This is a genomic window from Nocardia higoensis, from assembly GCF_015477835.1.
Taxonomy (GTDB): Bacteria; Actinomycetota; Actinomycetes; order Mycobacteriales; family Mycobacteriaceae; genus Nocardia; species Nocardia higoensis_A.
The window spans coordinates 1,264,400-1,290,944 of sequence record NZ_JADLQN010000001.1 but is presented as its reverse complement, the minus strand read 5'-3'; the positions used below and the strand labels follow the sequence as shown (position 1 = coordinate 1,290,944).

Annotated in this window: 16 protein-coding genes; all 16 read left to right on the top strand. The window is 68.0% G+C overall.

Features of this window, described 5'->3' with window-relative positions:
- Positions 1–47: 47 nt before the first annotated feature.
- The 16 genes from IU449_RS05715 to IU449_RS05640 all read left to right on the top strand — a co-directional run bounded on the left by IU449_RS05715 (position 48) and on the right by IU449_RS05640 (position 25,786).
- Positions 48–2,702 carry an ABC transporter ATP-binding protein/permease gene (locus IU449_RS05715; protein WP_228803729.1) on the top strand — a complete coding sequence of 885 codons (2,655 nt, stop codon included), beginning with the start codon at positions 48–50 and terminating at the stop codon, positions 2,700–2,702.
- Positions 2,702–4,465 carry an ABC transporter ATP-binding protein gene (locus tag IU449_RS05710; RefSeq protein WP_195000876.1) on the top strand — a complete coding sequence of 588 codons (1,764 nt, stop codon included), beginning with the start codon at positions 2,702–2,704 and terminating at the stop codon, positions 4,463–4,465. The genes IU449_RS05715 and IU449_RS05710 overlap by 1 nt, the downstream gene beginning before the upstream one ends.
- A gap of 333 nt (positions 4,466–4,798) precedes the next feature.
- Positions 4,799–8,875 carry a non-ribosomal peptide synthetase gene (locus IU449_RS05705; RefSeq protein ID WP_195000875.1) on the top strand — a complete coding sequence of 1,359 codons (4,077 nt, stop codon included), beginning with the start codon at positions 4,799–4,801 and terminating at the stop codon, positions 8,873–8,875.
- Positions 8,872–10,722, top strand: a complete 1,851-nt coding sequence (locus IU449_RS05700) for an IucA/IucC family protein (protein ID WP_195000874.1) — start codon at positions 8,872–8,874, stop codon at positions 10,720–10,722. The genes IU449_RS05705 and IU449_RS05700 overlap by 4 nt, the downstream gene beginning before the upstream one ends.
- On the top strand, positions 10,719–13,385 hold the full coding sequence (locus IU449_RS05695) for a penicillin acylase family protein (protein WP_195000873.1): 2,667 nt from the start codon (positions 10,719–10,721) through the stop codon (positions 13,383–13,385). The genes IU449_RS05700 and IU449_RS05695 overlap by 4 nt, the downstream gene beginning before the upstream one ends.
- Entirely contained in the window at positions 13,382–14,821 is a 1,440-nt protein-coding gene (locus tag IU449_RS05690) for a condensation domain-containing protein (RefSeq protein WP_195000872.1), read from the top strand. The genes IU449_RS05695 and IU449_RS05690 overlap by 4 nt, the downstream gene beginning before the upstream one ends.
- 140 nt (positions 14,822–14,961) lie before the next feature.
- On the top strand, positions 14,962–16,503 hold the full coding sequence (locus IU449_RS05685; RefSeq protein ID WP_324188102.1) for a pyridoxal phosphate-dependent decarboxylase family protein: 1,542 nt from the start codon (positions 14,962–14,964) through the stop codon (positions 16,501–16,503).
- On the top strand, positions 16,496–17,842 hold the full coding sequence (locus IU449_RS05680) for a lysine N(6)-hydroxylase/L-ornithine N(5)-oxygenase family protein (protein WP_195000870.1): 1,347 nt from the start codon (positions 16,496–16,498) through the stop codon (positions 17,840–17,842). The genes IU449_RS05685 and IU449_RS05680 overlap by 8 nt, the downstream gene beginning before the upstream one ends.
- Before the next feature lie 156 nt (positions 17,843–17,998).
- Positions 17,999–18,250: an acyl carrier protein gene (locus IU449_RS05675; RefSeq protein ID WP_195000869.1), complete on the top strand. Its 252-nt coding sequence runs from the start codon at positions 17,999–18,001 to the stop codon at positions 18,248–18,250.
- A gap of 34 nt (positions 18,251–18,284) precedes the next feature.
- A complete protein-coding gene (locus tag IU449_RS05670; RefSeq protein WP_195000868.1) occupies positions 18,285–19,466 on the top strand; it encodes an acyl-CoA dehydrogenase family protein in 1,182 nt (393 codons plus the stop codon).
- Entirely contained in the window at positions 19,463–20,728 is a 1,266-nt protein-coding gene (locus tag IU449_RS05665; RefSeq protein WP_195000867.1) for a wax ester/triacylglycerol synthase domain-containing protein, read from the top strand. Before IU449_RS05670 ends, IU449_RS05665 begins: the two co-directional genes overlap by 4 nt.
- Positions 20,729–20,787: 59 nt before the next feature.
- A complete protein-coding gene (locus tag IU449_RS05660) occupies positions 20,788–22,425 on the top strand; it encodes a long-chain-fatty-acid--CoA ligase (protein WP_195000866.1) in 1,638 nt (545 codons plus the stop codon).
- A 735-nt stretch (positions 22,426–23,160) separates the two neighbouring features.
- Positions 23,161–23,553 carry an SAV_915 family protein gene (locus IU449_RS05655; protein WP_228803727.1) on the top strand — a complete coding sequence of 131 codons (393 nt, stop codon included), beginning with the start codon at positions 23,161–23,163 and terminating at the stop codon, positions 23,551–23,553.
- Between the two features lie 3 nt (positions 23,554–23,556).
- On the top strand, positions 23,557–23,847 hold the full coding sequence (locus IU449_RS05650; RefSeq protein ID WP_195000865.1) for a hypothetical protein: 291 nt from the start codon (positions 23,557–23,559) through the stop codon (positions 23,845–23,847).
- A gap of 3 nt (positions 23,848–23,850) precedes the next feature.
- Positions 23,851–24,939 (top strand): hypothetical protein, encoded by a 1,089-nt coding sequence (locus IU449_RS05645; RefSeq protein WP_195000864.1) that lies wholly within the window; start codon positions 23,851–23,853, stop codon positions 24,937–24,939.
- A gap of 4 nt (positions 24,940–24,943) precedes the next feature.
- Entirely contained in the window at positions 24,944–25,786 is an 843-nt protein-coding gene (locus tag IU449_RS05640) for a hypothetical protein (RefSeq protein ID WP_195000863.1), read from the top strand.
- Positions 25,787–26,545 lie beyond the last annotated feature (759 nt).

The following is a 26,545-nucleotide window of genomic DNA, read 5'->3' as shown; positions in this document are numbered from 1 at the left end:
AAGTTTGTGTAGGCTAACCAAAGTCGCACGCGAGAGGACATGGCTGAATGGCTCGCAGAGGATTCACCGGCGCGATGCTTCGTGCCTACGGCATCCAGTATCACACCGCCACGGTCGTCGGTTCCGAACAGACCTCGCCCCGGATGCGTCGGGTTTGGCTGACCGCTCCGACGCTGTTCGCCGAGATCGATATCGAACCCACCGCCTGGCTGCGGATCTGGTTTCCCGCCGCGGACGGCTCGGACAAACAGTTCCAGCGCGGTTACACCATCGCCGAAGTGAACTCCGAGACGGGCGATTTCGCTGTCGACTTCGTGCTGCACGAACCGGCGGGTCCGGCCTCGGCCTGGGCGCAGCGGGTGCAGGCGGGCGAAGAGATCGAGGTGGCCTCCTTCGGCTCCCGAGGTTTCGCGATCCCCGAGGACCTGCCCGCGGGCTATCTGCTGATCGGCGACTCCGCCTCGATCCCGGCGATCAATTCCATTCTGCGCGCGCTCCCGCGGCACGTGTCGGTCGAGGTGTATCTCGAACAGCACCACGACGACGACCTGCTCATCCCGCTGGCCGAACACCCGCTCGCGCGCGTGCGCTGGGTGCCGCGGACCTCCGAGCAGGCGATGGCCGCCGCGCTCGAGACCCGCGACTGGTCGAACTGGTATTGCTGGGCCGGACCGGAGTCCAAGGCGCTCAAGCACATCCGAGCCAGAGTCAAGGAGGATTTCGGCTTCCCCAAGTCGGAGTTCTACCAGCAGGCGTACTGGGCGATCGGGCGTGCGATGGGCAAGGAGCGCGACGGCTCCGAGACCGAGGACACCGCGACCACCACGACGGCAACCATCGAGACGCCCGAAGCGGCGGCGACCGAGAAGGTCATCGAGCCGCCGACGACTCCCGCCGCGTCGACCGTCGCACCCACCAGGGGCAACTGGCGTTCGCAGGCGGGCAGCAAGCTCTTCGCCGAGCTGAAGCCGAAATTCGTGGTCGCCGGCGTACTGCAGGTACTGCTGACCCTGCTCCAACTCGCGCCGTACGTGCTGCTCGTGGAGCTGGCCCGGCATCTGCTGAAGGGCAGCGAGAACTCGACGTTGTGGACCCTGGGCCTGTGGGCCGTGGGCTTGCTCGCGCTGAGCGCCGTGCTCGAGGCGGCGCTGCAACTGTGGCTGCACACCGTCGACGCCCGGTTCAGCCGTGATCTGCGTGGCCGTCTGCTGAGCAAACTGGCGCGCCTGCCGCTGGGCTGGTTCACCGCGCGTACCTCCGGCCAGATCGACAAGCTGGTCACCGGCGACACGCTCTCGTTGCACTACCTGGTGACGCACGCGGTGACCGACGCGGTGGCCGCCGTCGTCGCGCCCATCGCCGTGCTGATCTACCTGATCTGGGTGGACTGGCGACTCGGTCTGCTGCTGCTGGTGCCGATCCTCGCCTACATCATCACGATGATGACGATGATGGCCACCTCCGGTCCCAAGACGATGCAGTCGCAGCGCTGGGCCGAGCGGATGAACGGCGAGGCCACCTCCTACATGGAGGGTCAGCCGGTGATCCGGGTGTTCGGCGGTTCGGCGGCCTCGCCGTTCCGGCGCAGCCTCGACGACTACATCGCCTTCCTCGACGGCTGGCAGCGGCCCTTCGTCGGGAAGAAGGCGACGATGGACCTGATCACTCGTCCGGTCACCTTCCTGTGGCTGATCCTGATCGCGGGCACCGCCCTGGTGGCGGGTGGCGGTCTCGAACCGGTGGACCTGCTGCCGTTCCTGTTCCTGGGCACCACGTTCGGATCCCGGCTGCTCGGCATCGGCTACGGCCTGATGGGCCTGCGCGACGGCCGTGCGGCCGCCCAGAACATCCAGGCCGCACTGGATGAGAACGAACTCGACGTCCGCACCGGCGGAACGCGGTTCGAGGCGGCCGACGGCCACGTCGAGTTCGACAGCGTCACCTTCGGATACCGCGCCGAGGCGCCGGTGGTCCAGGACGTCTCGCTGACCTTGGCGCCCGGCACGGTGACCGCGCTGGTCGGTCCGTCCGGCGCGGGCAAGTCGACGCTGGCCGCGCTGCTGGCGCGTTTCCACGATCTGCACGCCGGTGCGATCCGGATCGGCGGACGCGATATCACGACCTTCACCCCGGACGAGCTGTACGCCCGAGTCGGGTTCGTCTTCCAAGACGCCCAGCTGGTGCACGGCACCGTGCGGGAGAACATCGCCCTGGCCGTCCCGGACGCCTCCGACGAGGCGGTCGTCCAGGCGGCGAAGGACGCTCAGCTGCACGAACGCATCCTGCGGCTGCCCCAGGGCTACGACACCGTGCTCGGCGCGAACGCCACGCTGTCCGGCGGTGAGCGGCAACGACTGACCATCGCCCGGGCGCTGCTCGCCGACACTCCGGTGTTGATCCTCGACGAGGCCACCGCCTTCGCCGATCCGGAGTCGGAATTCCTGGTGCAGCAGGCGATCAATCGCCTGACCGCCGGTCGCACCGTGCTGGTGATCGCGCACCGGCTGCGTACCGTTGCCCACGCCGACCGCATCGTCGTGCTCGAGGGCGGCCGGGTCACTCAGACGGGCACGCACGACGAACTGCTCGCGGTCGATGGTCGCTACCGGCAGCTGTGGGAGGCCGGTGCGGGCGACGAGGCGAGTGTGCCGACAGCCGGAGCGAGTCTCGGCGCCGGCATCCATGCGAAGGAGAACGTCTGATGTTCCGGACTGTGCTGAGCCTGCTGCCCGCCGAGCAGCGCGGCCGTGTCGCGGGCTATCTCGCGCTGAACGTCGTCTCGACGATCGTGCGGGCGATCGCGGTCGTGCTGGTGGTTCCGCTGGTGACGGAGCTTTTCGGCGACGACCCCGGCGCCGCCTGGCGCTGGGTCGGTCTGCTGACCCTGGCGGTGGCGATCGGCTGGGTGGTCGACTCGATCGGCTACCGCATCGGCTTCGATCTCGGCTTCGGCATCCTGGACAGCGCGCAGCGTTCGGTGGCCGCTCAGGTCGCGCGAATCCCGTTGCGCTGGTTCACCGACGAGAACTCGGCGACCGCGCGTCGCGCCATCGCGAGCACCGGCCCGGATCTGGTCGGGCTGGTCGGATACCTGCTGACCCCGCTGATCCAGGGCATCCTGCTGCCGATCGCCATCGCGGTGGCCTTGGTGCCGATCGCCTGGCAGCTCGGGCTGGTCGCGCTGGTCGCGGTCCCGTTGCTGCTGGGCGCGCTGTGGGGTGCCAACCGGATCAGTCAGCAGGCCGATCGGGTGGCCGCGGACGCCAACAGCGAGCTCACCGCGCGCATCATCGAATTCGCCCGCACCCAGTCCGCCTTGCGCGCTGCCCGCCGGGTGGAACCGGCGAGCAGTCAGGCCGGTGCGGCGCTGGCCGCCCAGCACGGCGCCACCCTGCGGCTGCTGCTGCTCAGCATTCCGGGGCAGCTGCTGTTCACCGTGGCCGCGCAGATCGCCTTGCTGGCGATGGCGGGCACCACCGCGTGGCTGGCGGTGCGTGGATCGCTCGGAATTCCCGAGGCGATCGCCCTGATCGTGGTCGTGGTGCGGTTCGTGGAGCCGTTCACCTCGATCCGCGATCTGGCCCCGGCCATGGAGACCAGCCGCTCCACCCTGAAGGACATCCGCACCGTCATCGACACGCCGGGGCCGGAAATCGGGGGCGCGACCACGGAACTCGCGACCACGGCCGCCGCGGTCGAACTGCGCGGCGTGCGATTCGGTTACGGCGACGACAGCGAACCACCGGTGCTCGACGGCTTGGACGTGGAGTTCCGCGCCGGTGAGGTCACCGCCGTCGTCGGCCCGTCCGGCGCGGGCAAGAGCACCGTCCTCGGCCTGGTGGCCGGGCTCGAGCAGCCGAACGCGGGCAGCGTCGTCGTCGGTGGCGTCGATCTGGGCGAGCTGGACGCGGCGCACCGCTCGACGGTGACCAGCGTGGTGTTCCAGCAGCCGTACCTGTTCGCCGGGACCATCAGGGAGAACGTGCTGTCGGGCAATCCCGGCGCAGGCGAGGACGACGTGGCCGCGGCGCTGCAGCTGGCGCGCGTGGACGAGTTCGCCCGGCGACTGCCCGACGGCCTGGACACCGTCGTCGGGGAAGCGGGCACGGCCTTGTCCGGCGGTGAGCGCCAGCGGGTGTCGATCGCTCGCGCGCTGCTCAAGCCGTCGTCGGTGTTGCTCGTCGACGAGGGCACCAGCGCGCTGGACGCGGAGAACGAGGCCGCGGTCGTGACGGCCATCGGTGAGGACCCCCGGCAGCGCACCCGCATCGTGGTAACGCATCGGCTCTCGACCATCGCCGGTGCCGATCGCGTGCTGTTCCTCGACGGCGGCCGCGTGATCGAGGACGGCACCGTCGCGGAGTTGCTCTCCGCGGACGGACGATTCGCCGAATTCTGGCGGCACCGCACCGATGCCACCGATTGGCGGATCACCTCGCAGGCCGTGTCGGTCGGCGGAAACTGACACTTCGACCCGGAAGACGCCCGCCATGAGCGACTCGTGGCGGGCGTCTTTGTTGTGCGTCAAAACATTTGTGCCCCAGAGCATTTCGCTGCCGGAGAGGCGTTCGGTTCAGGGTACTCGGGGGCGAACTGGACAAGTTGTTGTGAGGTTAGTATAACCTAACCATCGAGAGTCGATCTTGCTCGGCGCGGCGTTTTTCCCGGAGTGACGCCCATGCCTTCGAAGAAGCGATCGACCGGTAGCGGAGCTGGTTAGCGTTACCTAATTTATTAGGGTAGGCTAACTTCGTTAGGGTAGGCTAACTTCGAAATTCCGATCTGGAGAGGCGTTCTCATGGTGGTTGCTCGTCCCGAGGCGAGGGCGGATGTCGATATCCGGGCAGAAGTCGGATCGGCTCTGGGTATCGCGCCGGAGTCACTCGATGTGGACGGCGACCTGATCACCCAGGGTCTGGACTCGCTGCGGATGATGCGGCTGGCGGGCCAGTGGCGTAAGCGCGGGTACGACATCGATTTCGCGCGGATGTCCGGGGAGCCGACCATCCGGGCGTGGACGGCCTTGCTGTGCGGCGACGCCGCCGAGGACTCGGATGTGGACGCGAACCCGGCGCCCGCCGAGCGGATCGGCGTCCCGGCCACCGATCTCGGCGCCGCGTTCCCGCTGGCCCCGATGCAGCACGCGTACTGGATCGGGCGCTCGGACAGCCACGCCTACGGTGCTGTCGCGGCCCACCTCTACATCGAATTCGACGGTGGCGACCTGGAACCGGAGCGCTTCCGCGACGCGGTCACGACACTGCTGCTACGCCACCCCATGCTGCGGATTCGGGTGCTACCCGACGGCACCCAGTTGGTCGGCGCCCCGCACCCGGAGGCCATCGCCATCCACGACCTGCGCGAGGAGTCCCCGGAGTCGACCGCCGACATCCTGGCGCGCCGTCGCGAGCAGGGAACTCATCGCGCGCTGCCGATCGAAGACGGCGCGGTCATCCGTGTGGAACTGAGCCTGCTGCCGGGCGGCGGCAGCCGCGTCCACCTCGATGTCGACATGATCGCCGCCGACGCCATGAGCTACCGCGTGCTGGTCGACGACTTGGCCCGGATCTACCGCGGCGAGCAGCTGCCCCGATTGGGTGTGCACTTCCCCGCGTTGTCGGCAGCGCGCACCGCCCGCACCGCCGACGAGGCCGATATCGCCTGGTGGCGCGAACGGATCGCGGATCTGCCCGGCCCCCCGGAACTCCCGGTGCGCGAGGCCGGCGCGCGCGCAGACGTGCCACCGGCGACCGTGCGCCTGCACCACGCCGTCGACGCCGCCGACCGCAAGCGTCTCGAGGAATACGCCCACAAGCGTGGCGTCACCCCGGCCGCCGCGGTGGCCGCGGTGTTCGCCGAGGCCGTCGGCGCGTACGCGGCCGGTCCTCGCTTCCTGCTGACGGTGCCGCTGTTCGACCGCGACCCGGTGCATCCCGATGTCGAGAAGGTGGTCGGCGACTTCACGTCCTCGCTCATCGTCGATGTCGACCTGCGTGAGGAGCTCACCCTCGCCGCGCGCGCCAAGGCCATGCGGGTGGCCATGCACGAGGCGGCCGCGCACGGCAGCTTCGGCGGCCTGGATGTGCTGCGCGAACTGAGCAGGCAGCGCGGCGAACCGGTGGTGTCGCCGGTGGTGTTCACCAGTGCGCTCGGCCTGGGCGAGCTGTTCTCGCCCGCGGTCACCGAGGTGCTCGGCGAGCCGTCGTGGATCGTCTCCCAGGGCCCGCAGGTGCTGCTCGACGCCCAGGTCACCGAGGTCGCGGGCGGTCTGTTGCTCAACTGGGACGTGCGGGCATCCGACCTCGACATCGGCACCGCCCGGGAGATGTTCGCCTACTACGTCCGGCTGCTCGATCTGCTGATGGCCGACGACTGGGACCGGCCCGCCCCCGATCCCGTCTCCGACGAGATGCGCGCCCAGCGACTTTCGGTCGAACGGCCGCTGCCCGGCACCGAGTTCTTCGACGGCACACTGCACGGGCACTTCCTCGCCTGCGCCGAACAGCGCGCCGACGCACCGGCGATCATCAGCGACGCCCGCACCTGGAGTCATGCCGAACTGGCGCAGGAGGCCCGCCGGGTCGCCGGCGCCCTGCTGGCCGCGGGCGTGCGAACCGGTGACACCGTGATCGTCGATCTGCCCAAGGGGGGCGAGCAGGTCGTGGCCGCCCTCGGCGTGCTCACCGCGGGCGCGGCGTATGTGCCGATGGCGCCCGGCCAGCCGCAGGCCCGCCGCGAGCGGATCGCCGCGGTGGCGACCCCGGCCGCCGTCGTCACCGATCGCCCGCAGCGCTGGGCGGATGCGGCCGCCGTCGTGCTCGAGCCGACCGCCGCGCGCACCGCCGCACCCGCCGAGCCGGTGGCGGTGTCCGCCGACGCACTGGCCTATGTGCTGTTCACCTCCGGATCGACCGGTCTGCCCAAGGGCGTGCAGGTGCCGCATCGTGCCGCCGTGGCGACTCTCACCGATCTGGTACGCCGCTACGAATTGGGCGCGAACGACCGCAGCCTGCAGGTCTCTTCACTGGAGTTCGACCTGTCGGTGTTCGACATCTTCGGCCTGCTCGCCGTGGGCGGAGCGGTCGTGGTGCCCACCGACGACGCGGACACCAAGGTGGACACCTGGGCCCGCCTGCTGCGCGACGCGCGGGTGACGGTGCTCAACTGCGTTCCCTCGATTCTCGGCATGCTCCTCGACGTCGCCCCGCTGCCGCCCGCATTGCGGGTGATCATCATGGGCGGCGACAAGGTCGACGTCTCGCTGCTGCATCGCGTCGGCGCGCAACTGCCCGGCTGCCGGGTCGCCGGCCTCGGCGGCACCACCGAGACCGCCATCCACTCCACGGTGTGCGAGGCGCCGGACGTGCCCGCGGGCGCGGCCTTCGTGCCCTACGGCGTGCCGCTGGACGGCGTGCGCTGCCGCGTCGTCGACGCCGTCGGCCGGGACCGGCCCGACCGAATCCCCGGGGAACTGTGGATCGGCGGCGCGGGGGTGGCCGACGGGTACCGCGGCGATCCGGAGCGCACCGCGGACCGGTTCGTGACCGTCGACGGCGTGCGCTGGTACCGCACCGGCGACATGGTGCGCTATCTGCCCGGCGGCTTCCTGGACTTCCTCGGTCGCGCCGACCACATGGTGAAGATCCGTGGCTACCGGGTGGAACTCGGTGAGGTCGAAGCGGGCCTGCTCGGACTGGACGCGGTCACCGGCGCGGTGGCCTGGTCCGACGGCAGGGATCTGCGCGCCGCGGTCACCGCGACCGGCCGGGCCACCGGCACCTTCCTGCGCGGGCAGCTCGCCGAAGTGCTTCCAGCGCATATGATTCCGCGCTCGATCACCGTGGTGGAGCAGTTGCCGCTGACCTCCAACGGCAAATACGACCGCGCGAAGGTTCAGCGGCTGGTCGTCGCCGAGGACCGATCGACGGCTCTCGCCCCGCGTACCCCCGTCGAGTCGGCGCTGGTGGAGATTCTGGGCACCGTCCTGAGCACTCGCCCGATCGGTGTCGGCGACGACTTCCTCGACCTGGGCGGCGATTCGGTGCTGGCCACCGCGTTCGTCGCGAAAGTCCGCCGCTGGCTGGACGTGCCCCGGCTGACGGTCGCCGAGATCTTCGCCCGCCGCACCCTCGAGGGGCTCGCTCAGCGGCTCACCGAACTCGACGGCGAGCGCGCCGAGCGGGTCGCCGCGCTCTTCCTGGAGGTGGCGCGGTTGTCCGACGCGCAGGTGGAGGCCGAACTCGCCGCAGCCGAATCGCCCGCGACCAGCGTGCTGCCGACCTACGAGTTCGAGCACCGGCGGATGACCGTCGAGCTCGACACGGTGATCGCGCACGAGTGGCTGACCCATCCGAAGTCGGCCTACTGGGGGATGCTCGACAGCACCGTCGCCGAGGTGGCCGAACTGATCCGGCACAGCGCGACGGTCGGCGGCTCGCCGGAATTCGGCTTGCGGATGGGCACTCACGAGGGGGAGCGCTCGTTCTTCTTCGAGCTCTACAACCCGGCGGTGGGGGATCTGGCCGCGCCCGGCACCGGGTACACCTATGTGCCCGGCGACATCGGGATGCACCTGCTGGTCTCGCCCAGCGACAAGCGCCTGCCCGGCTTCACCGCCAACGTGATGCTGCACATCATGCGGACCGCGTTCTTCGAATCGGGTGCGCGGCGGGTCGTCGTGGAGCCGGACGTGCGCAATCTCGACGTGCAGCGGCTCAATGCCGCGGTCGGTTTCGTCGTCGCCGGTGACTTCCCGGTGGCGGACAAGATCGCGCGCCTGAGTTACTGCACGCGGGAGGACTTCCTGCGCGCGACCGACAACGGGCGGATCGTCACGCTACCGGCGCAGATCCATTCGCGAGAGAGCAGAGTGTGAGTACCCGAGCAGTCAGCCATTCCCCAGCCGTACGCGATACGCGATTCATCGAAGGCCAGTCGTTCTGGCCGGCCTACCACCTGCGCATCGCCCGCAAGATCCTCTCCGAGTTCTGCCACGAGCGCTACATCCTGCCCGTCGAGGTGGCGCCGGGGGAGTATGTGATCCATTCCGGTGACCGGCGCACCGAATATCATTTCCGCGCCGAGATCCTGTCCCTGGACAGTTGGGCCATCGACGAATGGTCGATGCGACGCGTGCGCGACGGCGAGCAGCTGCCCGTCGACGCGCTGGAACTGATCGTCGATCTCGGTGACTTCCTGGGTATTCCGCGCGAAACGCTGCCGGAGTACCTGGAGGAATTCACCAATACCCTGGTGATCAGCGCGGGCAGGCACGATTCCCGCCGCATCACCGCCGCGGAGCTCGCGGTCTCGGATTTCCAGACCATCGAGGCGACGATGACCGAGGGACATCCCTGCATCGTCGCCAATGCGGGCCGGCTCGGATTCAGCGTCGACGACATCGCCCGTTATGCCCCCGAACAGGGCAATCGCTTCCCGCTCACCTGGGTGGCCGTGCTGCGCGCGAATTCCGAATTCGCCGCCGTCACCGGAGTCGACTACGACAGCCTGGTGCGGGCCGAACTCGGCGAGCAGACGCTCGCCCGCTTCGACGCGGTGCTCACCGGCCGCGGTCTCGAGCCGGCCGAGTACTACTACATGCCGGTGCATCCCTGGCAGTGGGCACAGAAGGTCGCCCGGATCTACGCTCTCGACATCGCCGAGGGCAAGATCGTCGAGGTCGGCGCGGGCCCGGATCTGTACCAGCCGCAGCAGTCCATCCGGACTCTGTTCAACACCACCCACCCCGAGCGCCGGTACGTGAAGATGGCGCTGTCGATCGTGAACATGGGTTTCACCCGCGGCATGTCGGCCGATTACATGCGGACCACCCCGCTGATCAACGACTACATCCGCAATCGGGTCGGCGGCGACGAATATCTCGCGTCCATCGGTTTCGAGATGATCTACGAGACCGCCGCGATCGGTTACCGCAACACCGCGCTCGACGCGCTCACCCGGCCCGGTTCGGAATACCGGAAGCTGCTTTCGGCACTGTGGCGGGAGAGCCCCGTGCCGCTGGCCGAGCCGCACGAGCAGCTGACCACCATGGCCGCCCTGCTGCACATCGACCATCGTGGCGCGCCGCTGGTCGCGGAATTCATCCGCGTCTCGGGCGTTCCCGCCGAGCAGTGGCTGGCCCGTTACCTCCGGTGCTATCTGCACCCGATCATCTACTTGCTCTACAAGTACGAGTTCAAATTCTCTCCGCACGGCGAGAACCTGATCCTCGTCCTGGATTCCGGCGTCCCGGTCCGGGCGATCCTCAAGGACATCGGCGAAGAGGTCACCATCTTCTGTGATCCCGAAGAGGTGCCCGAGAACTGCCGCCGGGCGGTATCGCGGGAACCCGACGAGATCCGCAATATGGGCGTGCTCTCGGACGTCTTCGACGACTACCTGCGCCATCTCGCGGCGATCCTGCATTCGGCCGGTCTGGTCACCGACGAGACGTTCTGGTCGGTCGTGGCCGAGAGCGTCGTCGAATTCCAGGACAGGCACCCCGATCTCGACGAGCGATTCCGGCGCTGGGATCTGTTCGCGCCCACCTTCAAGGCCATCCACATGAACCGTCTGCAGCTGACGAACAACCGTCGCATGGTCAACCTCGGCGACTCGTACGCGACGCTGACCGACTCCGATCACGAACTGGTGAACCCCATCGCGGTGTTCCGGCCCGCCGCCGACCGTGCTGCCCGCCGAGCGGAGGTGTCGGTCTCGTGAGCACCGCTCCCGCTGTCGAGATCATTCGTGACGCACAGGGAATTCCGCACATCAGCGCGGATTCGGCCGCCGGCGCGCTGTTCGGCCAGGGCTACGCCTGCGGGGTCGATCGCGCCTGGCAGATCGAGTACCTGCGGCTGCGCGCCGAGGGCCGCACGGCCGAGATCGTCGGCGCGGTCGGTGTGAGCTGGGACGAGTTCGCCCGCCGCGCCCGCATCGACGCGGCCGCCCGGCGGATCTTCGAGGCCTCCTCCGAGCGCACGCGCAGCTTGGTCCGAGCGTATGTCGACGGGGTCAACAGCAGCCTCGACACCGCCGACGCGCTGGAGTTGACCGAGTTCGACCACCGGCCCACCCCGTGGCAGCCGTGGACCCCGATCTCGATCTTCATCGTCCACCACATCCTGTTCGGCCGCTTCACCACGAAACTGTGGCGACTGCACGCCTGCCAGGCCCTCGGCCGGGACGCGCTGCGCCTGTTCGACTGCGAGGGCGTGGACGAGTCATGGGACAGCGTGCCCGCGCTCCCGGACGAGGCCTTTCTGACCGATGTGCTCGCCGAGTTCGGCGCCGTCGCGGGCGCCGGGCAGCCGGATCGCACCTCCTTCGGCGAACCGCTCTCGGGCAGCAATGCCTGGGGTGTGGCCGCCGCGCACACCGCGGGCGGCGCCCCGCTGATCGCGGGCGACCCGCATCGGTTCCTCGAACTGCCCGGCATCTATCAGCAGGTGCACCTGGCGGCCCCGGAATTCGATGTCGTGGGTTTCGCTTTCGCGGGTGTGCCCGCCGTGCCGCACTTCGCACACGCGGGCCCGGTGGCCTGGGGCATCACCAATGCGATGGGCGACTATCAGGATCTGTTCTTCGAGCGCCTGACCCGCCGGGGTACGGATGTGCTCGCCGAGTCGGCCGACGGCCCGCGCGTCGCGACTACCCACCGCGAGGACATCCTGGTGCGCGACGGCGACCCGGTCTCGGTGGAGATCATCGGCACCGGCAACGGTTCGGTTGTCTTCGGTGGGCCGGAGGCACCGTTCGCCCTCAGCCTGCGCACCCCGCTGCTCGACGACGCGAACGCCACCTTCGATGCCGCGCTGGACCTGTTGTTCGCGCGCTCGGTCCCCGAGGTGGAGCAGGCGCTCATCGGCTGGGTCGAACCGGCCAACCGCATCGTCGTCGCCGACGCCGAGGGCAGGCTCACCCGGCACGTGGTCGGAGCCGTGCCCGTGCGCGCGCCGGAGAACTACTGGCTGCCGGTGCCCGGCTGGGACGCCCGCTACCGCTGGCGCGGGCAGGCCACCGCCTCGGTGTCGGATACCGCCTTCGACGCGAACGTGGGCTCGTACGCGGTCATCGCCAACCAGCGCGTCTCGGACGCCGCCCCGCTGCAGCCGGTCACCACCGAGTGCGCGGCCCCCGATCGCGCGCAGCGCATCGCAGCTCTGCTCGACCGAGCGCTGCTCACCTCGGACCGGACCCACATGGATCGAGCCGACGTGGGCCGTACCGACGTGGATCGGGCTGACGTGGATCGGGCCGACGTGGGCCGGGCCGACGTGGGCCGGGCCGACGTGGACCGTGCCGACGCGGACCGAGTTGTCGGGATCGAGTCCGCCGCGGCACAAGTCGGCACGGTCCGGACTTGCGCTCCCGCGACCGCCGCGGCCGAGTCGGCCCGATGGCGAGCCGACATCACCGCTCCCGACGGCGGGGCGGCTGCGCTCAAGCCCGCCGGAACCGCCGAGGCGGGGACGGTCACCGTCGACGACTGCGCCGACATCCACCGCGATGTCGTGTCCGAGGGCGCGGAAACCCTGCTGTCGCTGCTGGATTCGCTGACCGGCCTGACGCCGACCGCCGAGCGGGTACGTGCGCGTCTGCTGGCCTGGGATCGCACCATGGCCGCCGAGAGCACCGACGCCTACGTCTTCGCCGAGGTCCGCACCCGTCTGGTTTCGGCGATCGCCCGGCACGAAGCGCTCGCCGGACTCGCGCGCCCGCACGGATTCCCGCGCATGTTCGACCCGTGGTTCGTGGTCGAGACCCGGCTCGGGGCCGCGCTGGATTCGGTGCTGCGCCACGCTCCCTCCGTGGGCGTCGATATCACCACGGTCGCGGCCGAGGCGCTCGAAGCCGTCGCGGCGCATCTGGCCGAGCAGGAGAGCGCACCGACCTGGGGCAGCGTGCACGTGCTGCAACCGATCCACGGCATGGACCTGATGGGCGCCACCCCGGCGCACCCGGAACTGTCGGCGAAGATCCGCCCGGCCCGGCTGCCGCTGGGCGGCGACGGCGAATGCGTGATGGCCAATGCCAGCGCCATCGGCTTCTCCCACGCGTGCAGCCTCGGTTCCGCCGCGCGATACATCTGGGATCTCGCCGACCGCGACGCGAGCCGCTGGATCGTGCCGCTGGGCGTCAGCGGCGATCCACGCTCGGACCATTTCCAGGACCAGGCCCCGTTGTGGGCGCGCGGCGACCTCGTCGGCCTCGTCGGTGACTGGCAGACGCTGCGCGCGCACGCGCGAAAGGTGGACGTCTTCACCCGCGTTCCCGAGCAGTCCACCGAATCCGTCGGCCCCGTAGACGGATTCGCGCTCGCCCGCGCCGAGCAGGCGGCACCACCACAGTCCACCGACGACTCGATGCCGGGAGAAGCATGAACGCATTGACCGACGCGCGACTGGCCCTGCTGCGCCACCGGATGGCCGCGGCCGGGATCGCCGGCGAGCGCCCGACGTCCGTGACCGCCGCCCCGGCGCAGCCGGAGACCGGTGAGCTGGGCGTCGCCGAGCGCCGGATGTGGCGGATCTACGAGTTCGACCGGGACTCGGTCTCCCACAACATCGCCCTCGTGCTGGATTTCGGTGACACCTACACCCCGGACGCTCTCGCCGCCTCGACCGAGTTGATGATCGCCAGAGCCGCGGTGCTGAGCTCGATCGTCACCGTCGGCCAGGACGGCCTGGCCCGCCGCACGCCCAGCGGCGTGCGCGGACGCTGGGCCGATCCCGGCCGGGTGTGGGAGTACGGCACGTTGCCCGCCTACGACGGCCGCACCGATCGCGACGGTGTGCTCGCCACTGCCGATGTGCTGGCCAAGTCCCCGTTCGCCTTGACCGAGGAACCGCCGCTGCGGGTGCGTCTGTATCCCCGCGCCGACGGCGGTGTCACCATGATCCTCGTCGTGCATCACCTCGCGGTCGACGACACCTCTTGGCCCGCGCTGTTGGGCACCCTCACCACCGGGGCGTGGCCCGAGCGTGCCGGGACATCCGGACAACCGGCCGCCGATCGCCCGGTCGCCGCCGTCGAGGACGCGCTGCGCCACGCCCAACGCACCTGGGCGGCCGAGGATGTGCGCTTCCCGCTGTCGGGCGAGCTGCCCGCGATCGGCGCCGAGGAGAGCTGGCTGTCGCCGATGGACGAGTGCCCCGGTGCGAAACTGCACGCGCCGGTCGCCCCCGAGCACCACGCGGCGCTCGACGCGGTGGCGCGCGAGGTCGGTGCCACCAGCAACGCGCTCTACATCGCGATCTGCGCGCTCGGCGTCTACGCGCTCACCGGCGCCGCCGACCACGTGCTGCTGGTGCCCGCCGACAACCGCAGGCCCGGTGACACACCCGACCGCGTCGGTTACAGCGGCAATATCGTGCCGATGCGCTTCACCTTCGACCCCACGTCGAACCTGCGCGAGGCGCTGCGCTCGGGAGTGTCCGCGGTCTACGCGGCGATGGAGTACTCCACGGTCGACTACGGCGCCGTCCTCACCGCGCTGCGCGGTGCGGGCGGGCGATTCCCGGTCGCCGAGATCATGGCCTCGGTGCGCAACGCGCCGTTGCGTGGCATACCGGTTCCCGAGGGCGCTTCGGTGTCGTGCCGGTCGGTGTTCAACGGGATCGGCAACTACCCGCTCACCTTCGCTTTCGAGATCGGCGCCGACGAGCAGGTGCGCCTCGAGGTGGACTACCAGACCGATGTGGTGGACCAGCGATACGCCCGCCGCGCCGCTGCGCTGCTGACCGGGCTGATCGAGCGGATCCCGGACCGCCTCGACACCGAGGTGGGACAGCTGGTCTCGGCTGTCCGCGAGCGCTAGCCGACCCGGCCTCGAACACGCGATCACCACGGCATATGTCCGGCCTGCCGGGGCCGGGAACTCCCGCCGCTACCACCGGTTGAGCGACCGTTCGGTACTGCTCGACCGTCTTCTGTCCGAATTACCTGATGGGGCTGTCCGTGTCACAAGAAATTGCCTTCCCGTGGGCGAAATCGTCGAAGTTCTCCCGCCCGGGTGACGGCTGGGCGGAGGTCGGCGCCGGCTTGGCCCGCGTCGCCGCCGTAGTCGATGGCCGCCATCATGGATTCCCGCTGCCCGCAGGTGATCCCGCCACGGTGCTGGCCGCCGTGGCGGACGCGATGGGTCCCGAACGGATTCCCGCCGTCGGGATCGGTGAGGAAGCCGCGCTCGAGCAGGTGGCCGACCTGGTCGCCCGCTACGGCCTCGATCTGACCCACAAGCAGTGCGCGGCGCACCTGCAGCCGCCCGCGCTGACGGTGTCCGTGGTCGCCGACGCGCTGGCCAGCGCCTCCAACGCCTCGCTGGACACCTACGACTCGGGCCCGGCGACGCTGGGCATCGAGCAGTGGACCATCAGATCGCTGGCCCGGCTGGCCGGTTTCACCGAGACCGCGGGCGGCGTCTTCGGTCCGGGCGGTTCGTACTCGAACCTGTTGGCGCTGCTGGTCGCCCGTGACCACGGCGCGGCGCGGCGCGGTGTGGATGTCCGCCAGAACGGGGTCAGCGCGCTGCCGCGACCGGTGGTGTTCTGCTCCCGGGTGGCGCACTTCTCCGTGCATCGCGCCTGCGCCGCACTGGGTTTGGGCGAGGCCGCGGCCATCCCGGTGCCGGTGGACTCCGACCATCGGATGATCCCCGGGGCACTCGAGGAACTGCTGGAGCGCTACAGCGCCGATCACACCCCGATCGCGATCGTCGCCACCGCGGGCACCACCGATTTCGGCAGCATCGACCCGCTGCCCGCCATCGCCGAGATCGCCGCCCGGCACGACGTGTGGATGCACGTCGACGCCGCCTACGGCTTCGGTTCACTGTTCTCCGACAAGCTTTCGGGTCTGCTGGCCGGTGTCGAACGCGCCGACTCGATCACGCTGGACCTGCACAAGGTCGGCTGGCAACCGGCCGCGGCCAGCGTGCTGCTGCTGGCCGACCAGCAGCGCTTCGCCTCGCTGAACCGCTCGGTGGCCTACCTCAATCCCGACGACGACGTCGAGGCCGGCTACGGCGGTCTGCTGGGCCAGACGCTGCAGACCACCCGTCGCCCCGACGTGCTCAAGGTCGCCGCCACCTTCCTGGCCTACGGCCGCGAGGGACTGGGCCGCATGCTCGACACCTGCCACGAACTCGCTCTGCACGCCGAGCGCCGGATCGCCACCGAACTGCAACTGGACCTGGTCGCCCCGGTCACCCTGACCACGGTGGTGTTCCGCTACCGCTGCGAGGACCTGGATCTGGATCAGGTCAATGGCGAGGTGCGCCGACGCCTGATCGACTCGGGCAAGGCACTCATCGGGCGCACCCAGGTGCGCGTGCACGGCGAGGGCGAGCCGCGCACCTGCCTGAAGCTCACGCTGCTCAATCCCGAGACGACCGAGCAGGACATCGACGCGCTGTTCGACGACATCCTGCGCATCGCCCTGGAAGTGGAATCAGAAGGTCTGGAACACAGTGTCGAGGAAATGGTGAAGGTCCATGAGTGACATCGAATCGGTAGACATTCTCGCGATCGGCTGCGGCCCGTTCAACCTCGGTCTGGCGGCGCTGGCGTCGACGGTCGCCGACGCCGACGTGCTGGTGGTGGACTCCGCCGAGGAGTTCCGCTGGCATCCCGGCCTGATGTTCGACGAGGCCAAGCTCCAGGTGAGCTTCCTGTCCGACCTGGTCTCGCTGGTGGATCCGCGTCACCCGCTGTCGTTCCTGGCCTACCTGGCCGATGTCGACCGGCTTTACCCGTTCCTGGTGCGCGAGGACTTCTTCCCGACCCGGCGCGAGTACGAGGCATATCTGCTGTGGGTCGTTTCGCGGCTGGACTCGCTGCGCTGGCGCACCACCGTCGAGCAGGTGAGCTGGAACGACGAGCTGGAGGTGTTCGAGGTCTCGGTGACCTCCGGTGGCGCCGCCTCGGTGATCCACGCGCGACACGTGGTGGTCGGCATCGGCACCGAGCCGGTGATCCCGCCCGCGCTGCGCGGCGAGTCCCCGGCGCTGATCCACAGCTCGCAGTACCTGTTCCACGCCGACACCGCGCACGCCGCGGACTCGGTGACGGTGATCGGTTCCGGCCAGTCCGGCGCCGAGATCGTCATCGACCTGCTCGAGGAGAACCTGCGCGGCGGCCCGGCGGTCACCTGGTGGACCCGCACCCCGTGGTTCGCGCCGCTGGACTTCACCAAGCTCTCCCTCGAGATGACCACCCCCGCCTATATGGACTACTTCCACTCGCTGCCCGAGGACGCCCGCGACCGGGTGCGCGCGCAGCACTGGCAGTTCCACAAGGGCATCTCCACCCAGACCCTGGAGCGGCTGCACGACCTGCTCTACCGCAGGCAGTTGCTGGAGAAGCTGCGGCCGGTGCGATTGCGTCAGAGCGTCGCGGTCGAGGGCGTCGACACCCTGGGCGACGGCCGGCTGCGGGTGCGCGGTCAGCACCTGGACACCGGGAAGGCGCTGGCGCAGACCGCCGATCTGGTCATCGCCTGCACCGGCTACCAGCAGCGCAAGCCGGATTTCCTGGCGCCGCTGGCCGATCGGCTGCACCGGGATTCCCGTGACCGGCTGGTCGTCGAGGCGAATCACGCGGTGGCCGCCGACGGCGCGCTGGCGGACCGGTTGTTCGTGGTCAATGCCGAGGCGCACGCGGTCGGGGTCTCCGCGCCCAACCTCGACATCGGCGCGATGCGTAATGCCAAGATCCTCAACGCGGTGCTCGGTCGCGAGGTCTACCGCTTGCAGCGCAATACCGCGTTCACGAGCTTCGCGGCCGACGGCGACGATGTCGCGGAGGAGATCGGCGTGGTGGGGGAACGCGCCGCCGAGTAGCCCGTGCTCTGGCGGGCGGCCGGTGGTCACCCGCTCCCGCATATTGAGTTAGGTTTGCCTTGCCTGACAATCCGCGTGTCGATTAGTGTTCCCTCGGCCCCGGCAGTGTCCGGCTCCCGGAGTATCCGGGTTCGCCTGTGAAGGAGAAGTTCTCGAATGTCCGACCATATCCGTGAAACGCTCGACAGCATCCTCGAAGAGGACCTCGACCTGCCGCTCGCGCAACTGGATCGCTCGTCGCTGCTGATCGAGGATCTCGGGCTGGATTCCGTCGCGTTCGCCATCGGCGTGGTCGCCATCGAGGAGCGCTTGGGCGTGCAGCTGAGCGAGCGCGAGATGTCCGAAGCCGCCTCGGTCGGCGATCTCGAGGATCTCATCCGCTCGAAGGCGGGCAGCGTCGCGAAGTGACGCCCGCGCGGCGCCGGATAAGGAACCTTCGTACATGAACCTCGAAACACCCGCGCAGACCTACGAGGAGCTGCTCGACACAGCCTTCGACGATCGCGTCGTGGCGTGGACCGAGCAAGCCGAGCGGGAGGCGAAGTTCCCCCGGGAACTGCTCGAGCACTTGGGCGCGGTGGGCGTGTTCGCCCGCAAGTGGGAAGACCGCAAGCTCACCGACCTGGGCATGCACTTCGCCCTGGCGCAGCGACTCGGCTCCCTGCAGTCTGCGGGCATCGCCGTCGGTGTGAGCCTGCACGATTCGGCTATCGCCATGCTGCGCCGCTTCGCGCGCAACGACTTCCAACGCACGCTGGCCGAGCAGGCGATCAGCGTCGAGCAGGTGCTCTGCATCGCGGCCTCGGAGGAATCCGGCGGCTCGGATCTGCAGAACGTCGCGACCACTCTGGAAGCCGAGAACGGCGGCTACCGGGTGCGGGGCGTGAAGAAGTTCGTCTCGCTCTCGCCGATCGCGGACTACATCATGGTGGTCTGCCGCCATATCGACGGCGCCGATGCCGACGGTGCGGAAAGCGCTGTCGCCCACGGCAATGTCGCGCTGGTGATCGTGCCCACCGCACAGGTCGAGATCGGCACCCCCTACGCCAAGCTCGGTGCGGGACCGTTGGACACCGCCCCGGTCACCATCGACACCTGGGTGCCCGCGGAGAACCTGCTGGCGCGTCCCGGCACCGGCCTGGCCGTGATCAGCTGGGGCCTGGCGCACGAACGCTATTCGGTCGCCGGCCAGATCGCGGCCAATTGCGAGGCCATGATCGGCGTGACGCTGGCACGGATGATGCACCGCAGCCAGTTCGGCAAGCGGCTGTTCGACCACCAGGCCCTGCGTCTGCGCATCGCGGACCTGCAATCGCGGGTGGACCTGTTGCGCTACGGCCTGGCAGGCGTGGCCCTGGAGGGCAAGATCAACCTGCGCACCGCCGCCGCGCTCAAGGCGACCTCGGCCAATCTCGGCGTCGAGGTGGCCTCGGAATGCTTGCACATCTTCGGTGGCTCCGGCTATCTCGAGTCCGAGACCCCGGTCGGGCGCTGGTGGCGCGATATGAAATTGGCCCGCGTCGGCGGCGGCACCGACGAGGTGCTGTGGGAACTGGTCGCGGCGGGCATGAAGCCCGACAACGAACGTTACGAGAAGCTCTACAACAGTCAGGTGCCACAGTGACCAGTCCTGTCGAACTCGCCCCGCCGGACCACACCTATCTGCATCTGGAGACCAAGTCCGCTCCGATGCACTGGGCGATGGTGATGGCACTCGCCGAGGACGGCGAGCAGGTGTCGATCGGCGATCTGCGCGATCGGGTGCGTGCGCGCAGCACGCTGTTCGACCTGTTCCGGCTCGGCATCCGCGAAGGCCGTTGGCGCAGGCCGCAGGTCGAGCTGGCCGCCGAGGTCGACGTGCACGCCCATGTCGGGCACGCGCAGTACACCGACGACGCCGACCTGTTCCGGCGGATCGCCGTGCTGCACGAGCAGCCGCTGCCCCGCCCCGCGCCGATGTGGCACATCACGCTGTTCACCCCGCGTGCGTCCGGCGCCCAATACATCGTGCTGCGCGTGCACCACAGCGTCTCCGACGGCATCGCGGGCGCGGCGTTCGCCGCACTGGTCGCCGACGGAACGCTAGAGGAGCTGACCGAATTCGAGCGTTTCGCCACCAGCCCGCGCTACCGGATCACCGAGATCGAGCCCGAACAGTTCGCGGCGTCCAAGGCCGCCTTCGGCGAGCAGTGGACCGCCGGTCAGGCCGGGCGCGGCTGGCCGAAGCTCACCAAGAGCGGTCGCCGTGAGGTCGCGACGACCGGGCTGTCCACCCGCGATCTGCGGCGTACCGCCAAGAACAACGGCGCGACCGTGCACGAGTTCGTGCTCGCCGCGGCGGGCCGGGCGCTGAGCCTCACCCCGCCGCCGGGCAGGACAGGTGGGGAGATCCTGCGCGTGACCTTGCCGGTGACCCACGACGAGACGTTCCGGCACACCGGCAACGCCGTGCTGGTGTCGCTGCTCAACCTGCCGGGCACCGAAACCGACCTGACCGCCCAGATCGAACGCGCGCGCGCCGAACTGGCATTCATCGAGGAACGCAAGCCGCACCTGTCGCTGGCCGCCACCGACAACGGCCCCAAGGCGCCGTGGCCGTTGCAGCGCGCCATCACCATCGCCTCGATGGCCCGGATGGCCCCCGACATCCACATCGGCATCAATCCCGGCTTCTCCCGGATCAGGGCCGTGCTGGGCAAGAAGATCACCGAACTGACCCCGATCTCCCCGCTGGTCGGCTACTCGTTCTCGATGACCAGCCTGATCCTGGGCAACCGCACCTCCTTCGGCGTCGTCACCGACCCCGCCGCGCTGTCGGATGGGTACGCCGCCACCTTCGTGGAGACCTTCGATCGCGTGCTGGCCGAGGCCGCGCCGACGGCCTGAACACGGCACCGCGCCCGCCGATCCCCGCCTCTTCCGCAGACTGAGATGAGAATGTACCGATGAGCAGAATTACCGACCTGTTGTTCCGGCAGCCCGCACCCGAGGACACCGGTCTGTGGAGCGGTGAGAGCTCGTCGGAGCTGTCGTTCCTGTCCTGGGCGCAGGTGCGGTCGGCGGCGGCAACGGCCGCCGCGGGCCTGGCCGATGCCGGTGTGGTGCCAGGTGATTCGGTCGCGATCCTCGCCGGCGGCGCCGAGGACGTCACCGTGACGGTGCAGGCGAGCTGGATGCGCGGCGCGTCGTTCACGATGCTGCACCAGCCCACGCCGCGCACCAACCTCGAGACCTGGCTCGCCGACTGCCGCGAGGTGGTGCGGATGCTCGGCTCGCGGGCGGTCGCGGTAGGGCAGCCTTTCTTCGACGCCGTGCGCGAACTCGACCTCGGCGCGCCGATCGTCTCGATCGACGAAATCCGCTCCGGGACAGCACAGATCGAGGCCGTCGGCACCGACGAGGAAGACCTCGCGGTGCTGCAACTGACCTCCGGCACCACCGGTGTCCCGAAGGCGGTCGCCATCACCTACCGCAACCTGTGGGCGAACCACCGGGCCATGGTGCAGGCCGCGGACCTCGGCGCCGACGATGTCGTGGTCAGCTGGCTGCCGCTCTACCACGACATGGGCATGATCGGCACCCTGATGACCCCGATGTTCGCCCGCACCACCACGGTGATCACCACGCCGATGGCCTTCCTGAAGAACCCGCTGTCCTGGGCCGAGCTGTTCACCCGCTTCGGCGGCACCTTCACCGCCGCCCCGAACTTCGCCTACTCCGTGCTCGCCCGCCGCCTGCGCCGGGCGCCCGACGGCGCCTACGACCTGTCGACGCTGCGCGTCGCGGTCAACGGCGCCGAAGCCATCGACACCGGAGCGGTCGAGGAATTCCTCACCGAAGGCGCGCGTTTCGGGCTGCAGCCGGAAGCCATGATGCCCGCCTACGGCATGGCCGAGACCACGCTGGCGGTGTCGTTCAGCGCCCACGACCAGCGCTACACCGTCGATGTCATCGACGCCGACCGCGCCGAACGCGACAACATCGCCGCCCGCGAGGACATCGGGCGCGAACGGACCGTCGTGCGGCTCGGCCCGCCGGTGCCCGGCCTCGAGATGCGGGTCGTCGACGAGGAAGGCAATACCCTGCCCGCCGACCACATCGGCACCTTCCAGGTGCGCGGTGAGGCCGTCACTCGCCGCTACCTCGGCCCGGACGGTTTCGTCGCGGCCAACGACGCCGAAGGCTGGCTCGACACCGGCGATCTCGGCTACCTGACCGCCGACGGCGAAGCCGTGGTGAGCGGTCGTAAGAAGGACATCATCATCGTCGCGGGCCGCAATATCTCCCCGGTCGTGGTGGAGCGCGCCGCGGGCGTGATCCCGGGCGTGCGCGCGGGCGGCGTGGCGGCGCTCGCGGTGAAGCTGCCGCCGATGGCGCGTGAGGGCATCGCGGTCATCGCCGAATCCGATGCGGCGGGCGATGCGGAGGAGTCCGAGCGCATCCGCAAGGAAGTCGCCCGCGCGGTATATGACGACGTCGGGATCGCCCCCGCTGTGGTGACCATTGTCGGCAAGGGAGCGCTGCCCAAGACGCCGTCGGGCAAGTTGCGTCGTGCGGCGTCAGCGGGCCTGATCACGGCCTGAATGCTGGTCGACATCGAGCGCGGCCGAGTTCGATGTCGAGTGCCTTTCGTAATCGAACTCGGCTGCGACAGCCATGCTCGGTCCGCCACCAGCGCCAGCATAGACTGCGCGTCGCAGCCGCAGGTGGATGCCGTCGACTCACATATACGCGTGGTCATGCTGGCGAGATCGCGGCCGGTGAATGCGCAAGCCTCATCCCGACGGTGATCCGTCTGCTGCGTGATCTCCGGTGGCGACAACTCGGCACTGCTGGCCGAGAACCGTTCCAGCGCAGGGCCGAAGTCGTCGGGCGACAGACCGCGCGGTTACAGCAGCGGCGACACCTCGCTTGTCTGCGGCGACTTGCGCGCCCAGGCTGACAGAATGGCGAGGAAGGCCGTTGCCGCGGCCGATTTCCGGTTCGATCCGCTAGTCGTGGACACGAGGTGCCTGCATTGTCACGCTGGCGGCGGCTGAGATCTTCCGCAGGCGTGGTTTTCGTTGGACCACCAGCTGGCTTTCGTCGTCTCTCCGACCTGATCAGTGAACCCGGGGACGATGTAGTCGGAGACTTCGCTCTGTAGCGCCGCCGCGCGTATGCGTAGAACTACTCCTCACCTGCCGATACCCGGGTACTTCGAGGCCCTGGCACAGGTTCAGCGTCTGCTTTGCCATTGCCTTTGCTAGAGTAGCGTCACTCTGCAATCGAGCGTTGCACCGAAGGGGGGTGATGGTGGTATCCATAGTGTCCAGAGCATGGGTGATTTCGAGATCTGCAATCAGAAATTCTTGACTGCGCAGAGAGTCGTCTACATGCACCTTGGTCATACAATAGCCAATTGTCGGAGTGACGTAAATATGATTCCGGAACGGACCCCGCTTCCGAAGAACTTTCCACCGGTCGTTTACCTGCCGATCATGGAGCGGGTGCAGAACACCGACGATGCGCACATCATGTTGCGCCGAACCCGAGAAGGAAAAATCGCCTGTCTTGCCTACTCCGCGCTGGATCGCCTCATCGCCTGTTGCGGGGAAGCGCAGCCGTGGATGTGGACGCCGACGGTTGCGTTGGACGCCCTCCAGCGATCGCAGCCCTTCGATCTTTTGCTTCTCGATATTTTCATTCCACAATCCGAGCGGAAGTTCTGAGCGATGGCGGAGCTCTATATCGATCAAGAGACTCTGGCTACGATCGCCAGCACGTTGTCCACATCGAGCGCGGAACTGGATGCCACTAACAGTGCGACGCCTGAGACGTTGAACGCCGGCACCGCGACACCCTCCGTTTTGGCAGTTCTGTCGGTCCTGATGGACAGCGCAGGTCAGCTGGTGGTCGGCATGGCAGCAAGTAGTGCAGCAGTCACAGAGTCCGCGGTGAAGTACAAAGAGCAAGACGACACAAGTGCCGATGCGCTTATTCGTCAAACTTGGAACATGATCTGACCGATGAGCATAGATACCAAAATCGATGGCGATCCGACAAGTATACGAGCAGCGGCAAGCTGGCTACGTGACTCGCTCGCCAGCCAATTGTCAGTTTCGTCGGGAGACCTCGACAGAGTCAAGGTGCTTGCCGAATCCGGCTGGGATGGCGAAGCAGGTGAAGCGTTTACGATCAAAGTGCGCAATACCTCCAACAAGTCCCACGATCTCGTCACTGAAGTACAGCGCTACGCCACGGAGATCGATAGCTTGGCCAACATGGTGGAGCAAGCGCAGGTCGACATGGCAAACATCAGAACGGAGGCGACGGCTGCGGGTCTATCCGTCGCGGATGATTCCATTGCCGAGCCCGCAGGTGCTTCCGAAGACCTGATATCGGCATACAACACTGCCGCGCTTGCGGCGGAACAGGTCCGCTCGCGAGAAACTTTCTGGGCGTCGACCTGGAAGAATATGCAAAACGATGTCAAAGATAAATGGTTCATAGTTATCGGCGATATGATCAACGGTGCGGCAGGAGCGCTGGCCATTAAGCATTCGTCAATGCTGCTTCAGGGGGCCGCTGCAGCGTCCAGCGAGGCCCTGAAGGCCTTGATCGAAGCCAAGAATGCTCCAGTAGGAACTCCTCGCGAAGTAGTGTATCGCGATATGGACTGGTCGCGTCAGCAAACGCTCAAGGCCGGTGAACTGCTCGACGAAGCTGACAATGCCAAGAGTAGAGGCGCACGAATCGGATTCAAGGTCGGAGGAGCGCTTGCGGCAGCAGGCATTGCTTACGATATTTACAATGGGAAGCCTACCGAGCAGGCTGTTGTCTCCGGACTGGCCGGTTTCGGCGCTTCCGTCGCAGCAGGTGCGGGTGTCGGCGCGGCGATCGGCACTGTTGTTCCCGGCCCTGGAAATCTGGTTGGCGCCGCTGCTGGAACCGTGGTCGGTGCCGCGGTCGGGATCTTCACGTCAGGTGCGGTGGACTCACTGTATGAGGATGGTTTGAGCGTGGGGGGTGCTGTCAACAGCGGGTGGGATGCGGTGGAATCGACCGGCGAGACGATCGGTGGCGGAATTTCGAAGGCGTGGAATGCGATCTTCTGAGGCCATGGACTACCCGAAAGAATGGCGTGAATATTCTGGCGTCGCCCGTAAGCGCGCGTGGTCTCTCGTTGTACTGCTCATTCTGGCCATCCTATGTATAGCCGCCGCAACCGCGATGTGGCGAAGCGATGATGGCGCGCTTCGCGCCCTCGCCAAATATATGGCAGTGTTCGGCCTGGCGATGGTGGCGATCGTTGCGATGGGGGCTTCTCCAACGCTCACCACGCGCCGCCCGACGGGAATCGTAGTCACTGAGATTCGAGGCCGTGCTGCGACTGTCGTTCCAGGGTCGGCATCGAGTTTTGTTTCCTATCAAATGATCTGGACATGCTTCGGACTCATGTTCCTGGGAGGTGCGGTCGAGATCGCCGGTGTCGCTTGGCGGACACACTGGCCGCTCACGGCGGTGTTCGCAGTCCTCGGTGTGTTCTGCCTTTCGGGGCCGATCCTGGCGGTCTTCGGGCGATTGCGACGCGGGCGGATCGTGCTGACAGCCGAGCAGATCGTTTACGAAGGGTGGAGCTCGCGTGTGCAGATCCCATGGAGCGATGTGCTGCGGGTCGGCCCAGCGTACGAACAGATACCTTTGATTTCGATCACGGGCGTGACGGGTGCGCGTTGGAGCGAGGATTCCACGCCGCCGACGCTGCCGTTCGGTATCGACCCCCGGCCGCTCTGGTCACTGGACAAGGCGTCACACAATGGCGTCATCCGGCTGGAACTCCGGAAGTTCGCGGTTGACCCTCACCGGCTTTACCGCTTCCTCGTCTACTACGCCGATCACCCCGACACCCGTGGGGAACTTGGGGGCGCAGGGTCGCAGGCGCGGTGGGAAAGCGTCCTCTGAACAAGTGTCACGCTGTTGCCTGGAGACAGATAACCGGGTGCGCGCGCCGAACCAGGCGATCCTCCATCAACCACTTGTAGATGCCGACCGCACCAAGACCGGCGCGCCTTCGTGCAGATACGTGGTCGCGTTCCCACCCCATTCAGGCCCACTGCGGAGCGCACAGTCGAGTGCAGGGCCGGTCGTGAAGTGCTGCTCCAGGGTGGCCCGCTGAATATTCTATTCGAGTTCTGGACTCGTGGGCGTCGGCGCGGGGTGGTAGGTATGCCGCTGAGGGTCCGCATCTACAGGCGTCAACGCTATGACCGCTTCGGTCCAATAGATGGTGAGACCGGGTGCTGCTCGACGGGTCTTCGAGTAGGGCGCGCAGTGGTGGTACGCGTTGTTGATAGCGAGGATCGTCGAGGGCATCAAGTATTGTGCCGTCACTGTCGTCCACGGATTCGCCGTCGAAGTCGGTGTACAACAGGTCTCTGATCGAAATCTTGGGCAGGGCACGCTCCTATGTCTTCAGCCGCTTCGTCACATCACAGTCAACGCGATTCGATATCGGGCGGCAAGGGGAGGGCACCTCCAACCCCAGTCTCTACCGCGCCTCCATACGCGCCAGGTATCCCACCACGCTGCTGATCTCTCGACGTACAGTCTCCAGGTGGGCGAGACCAGCGCGAAGTTCGCGGTCTTGAAGCACGTGGATGGCTCTGACCATTTCCCTTGTCAGCCGATACGATCAGCCCGCACCGACCCCGACTACGGAGA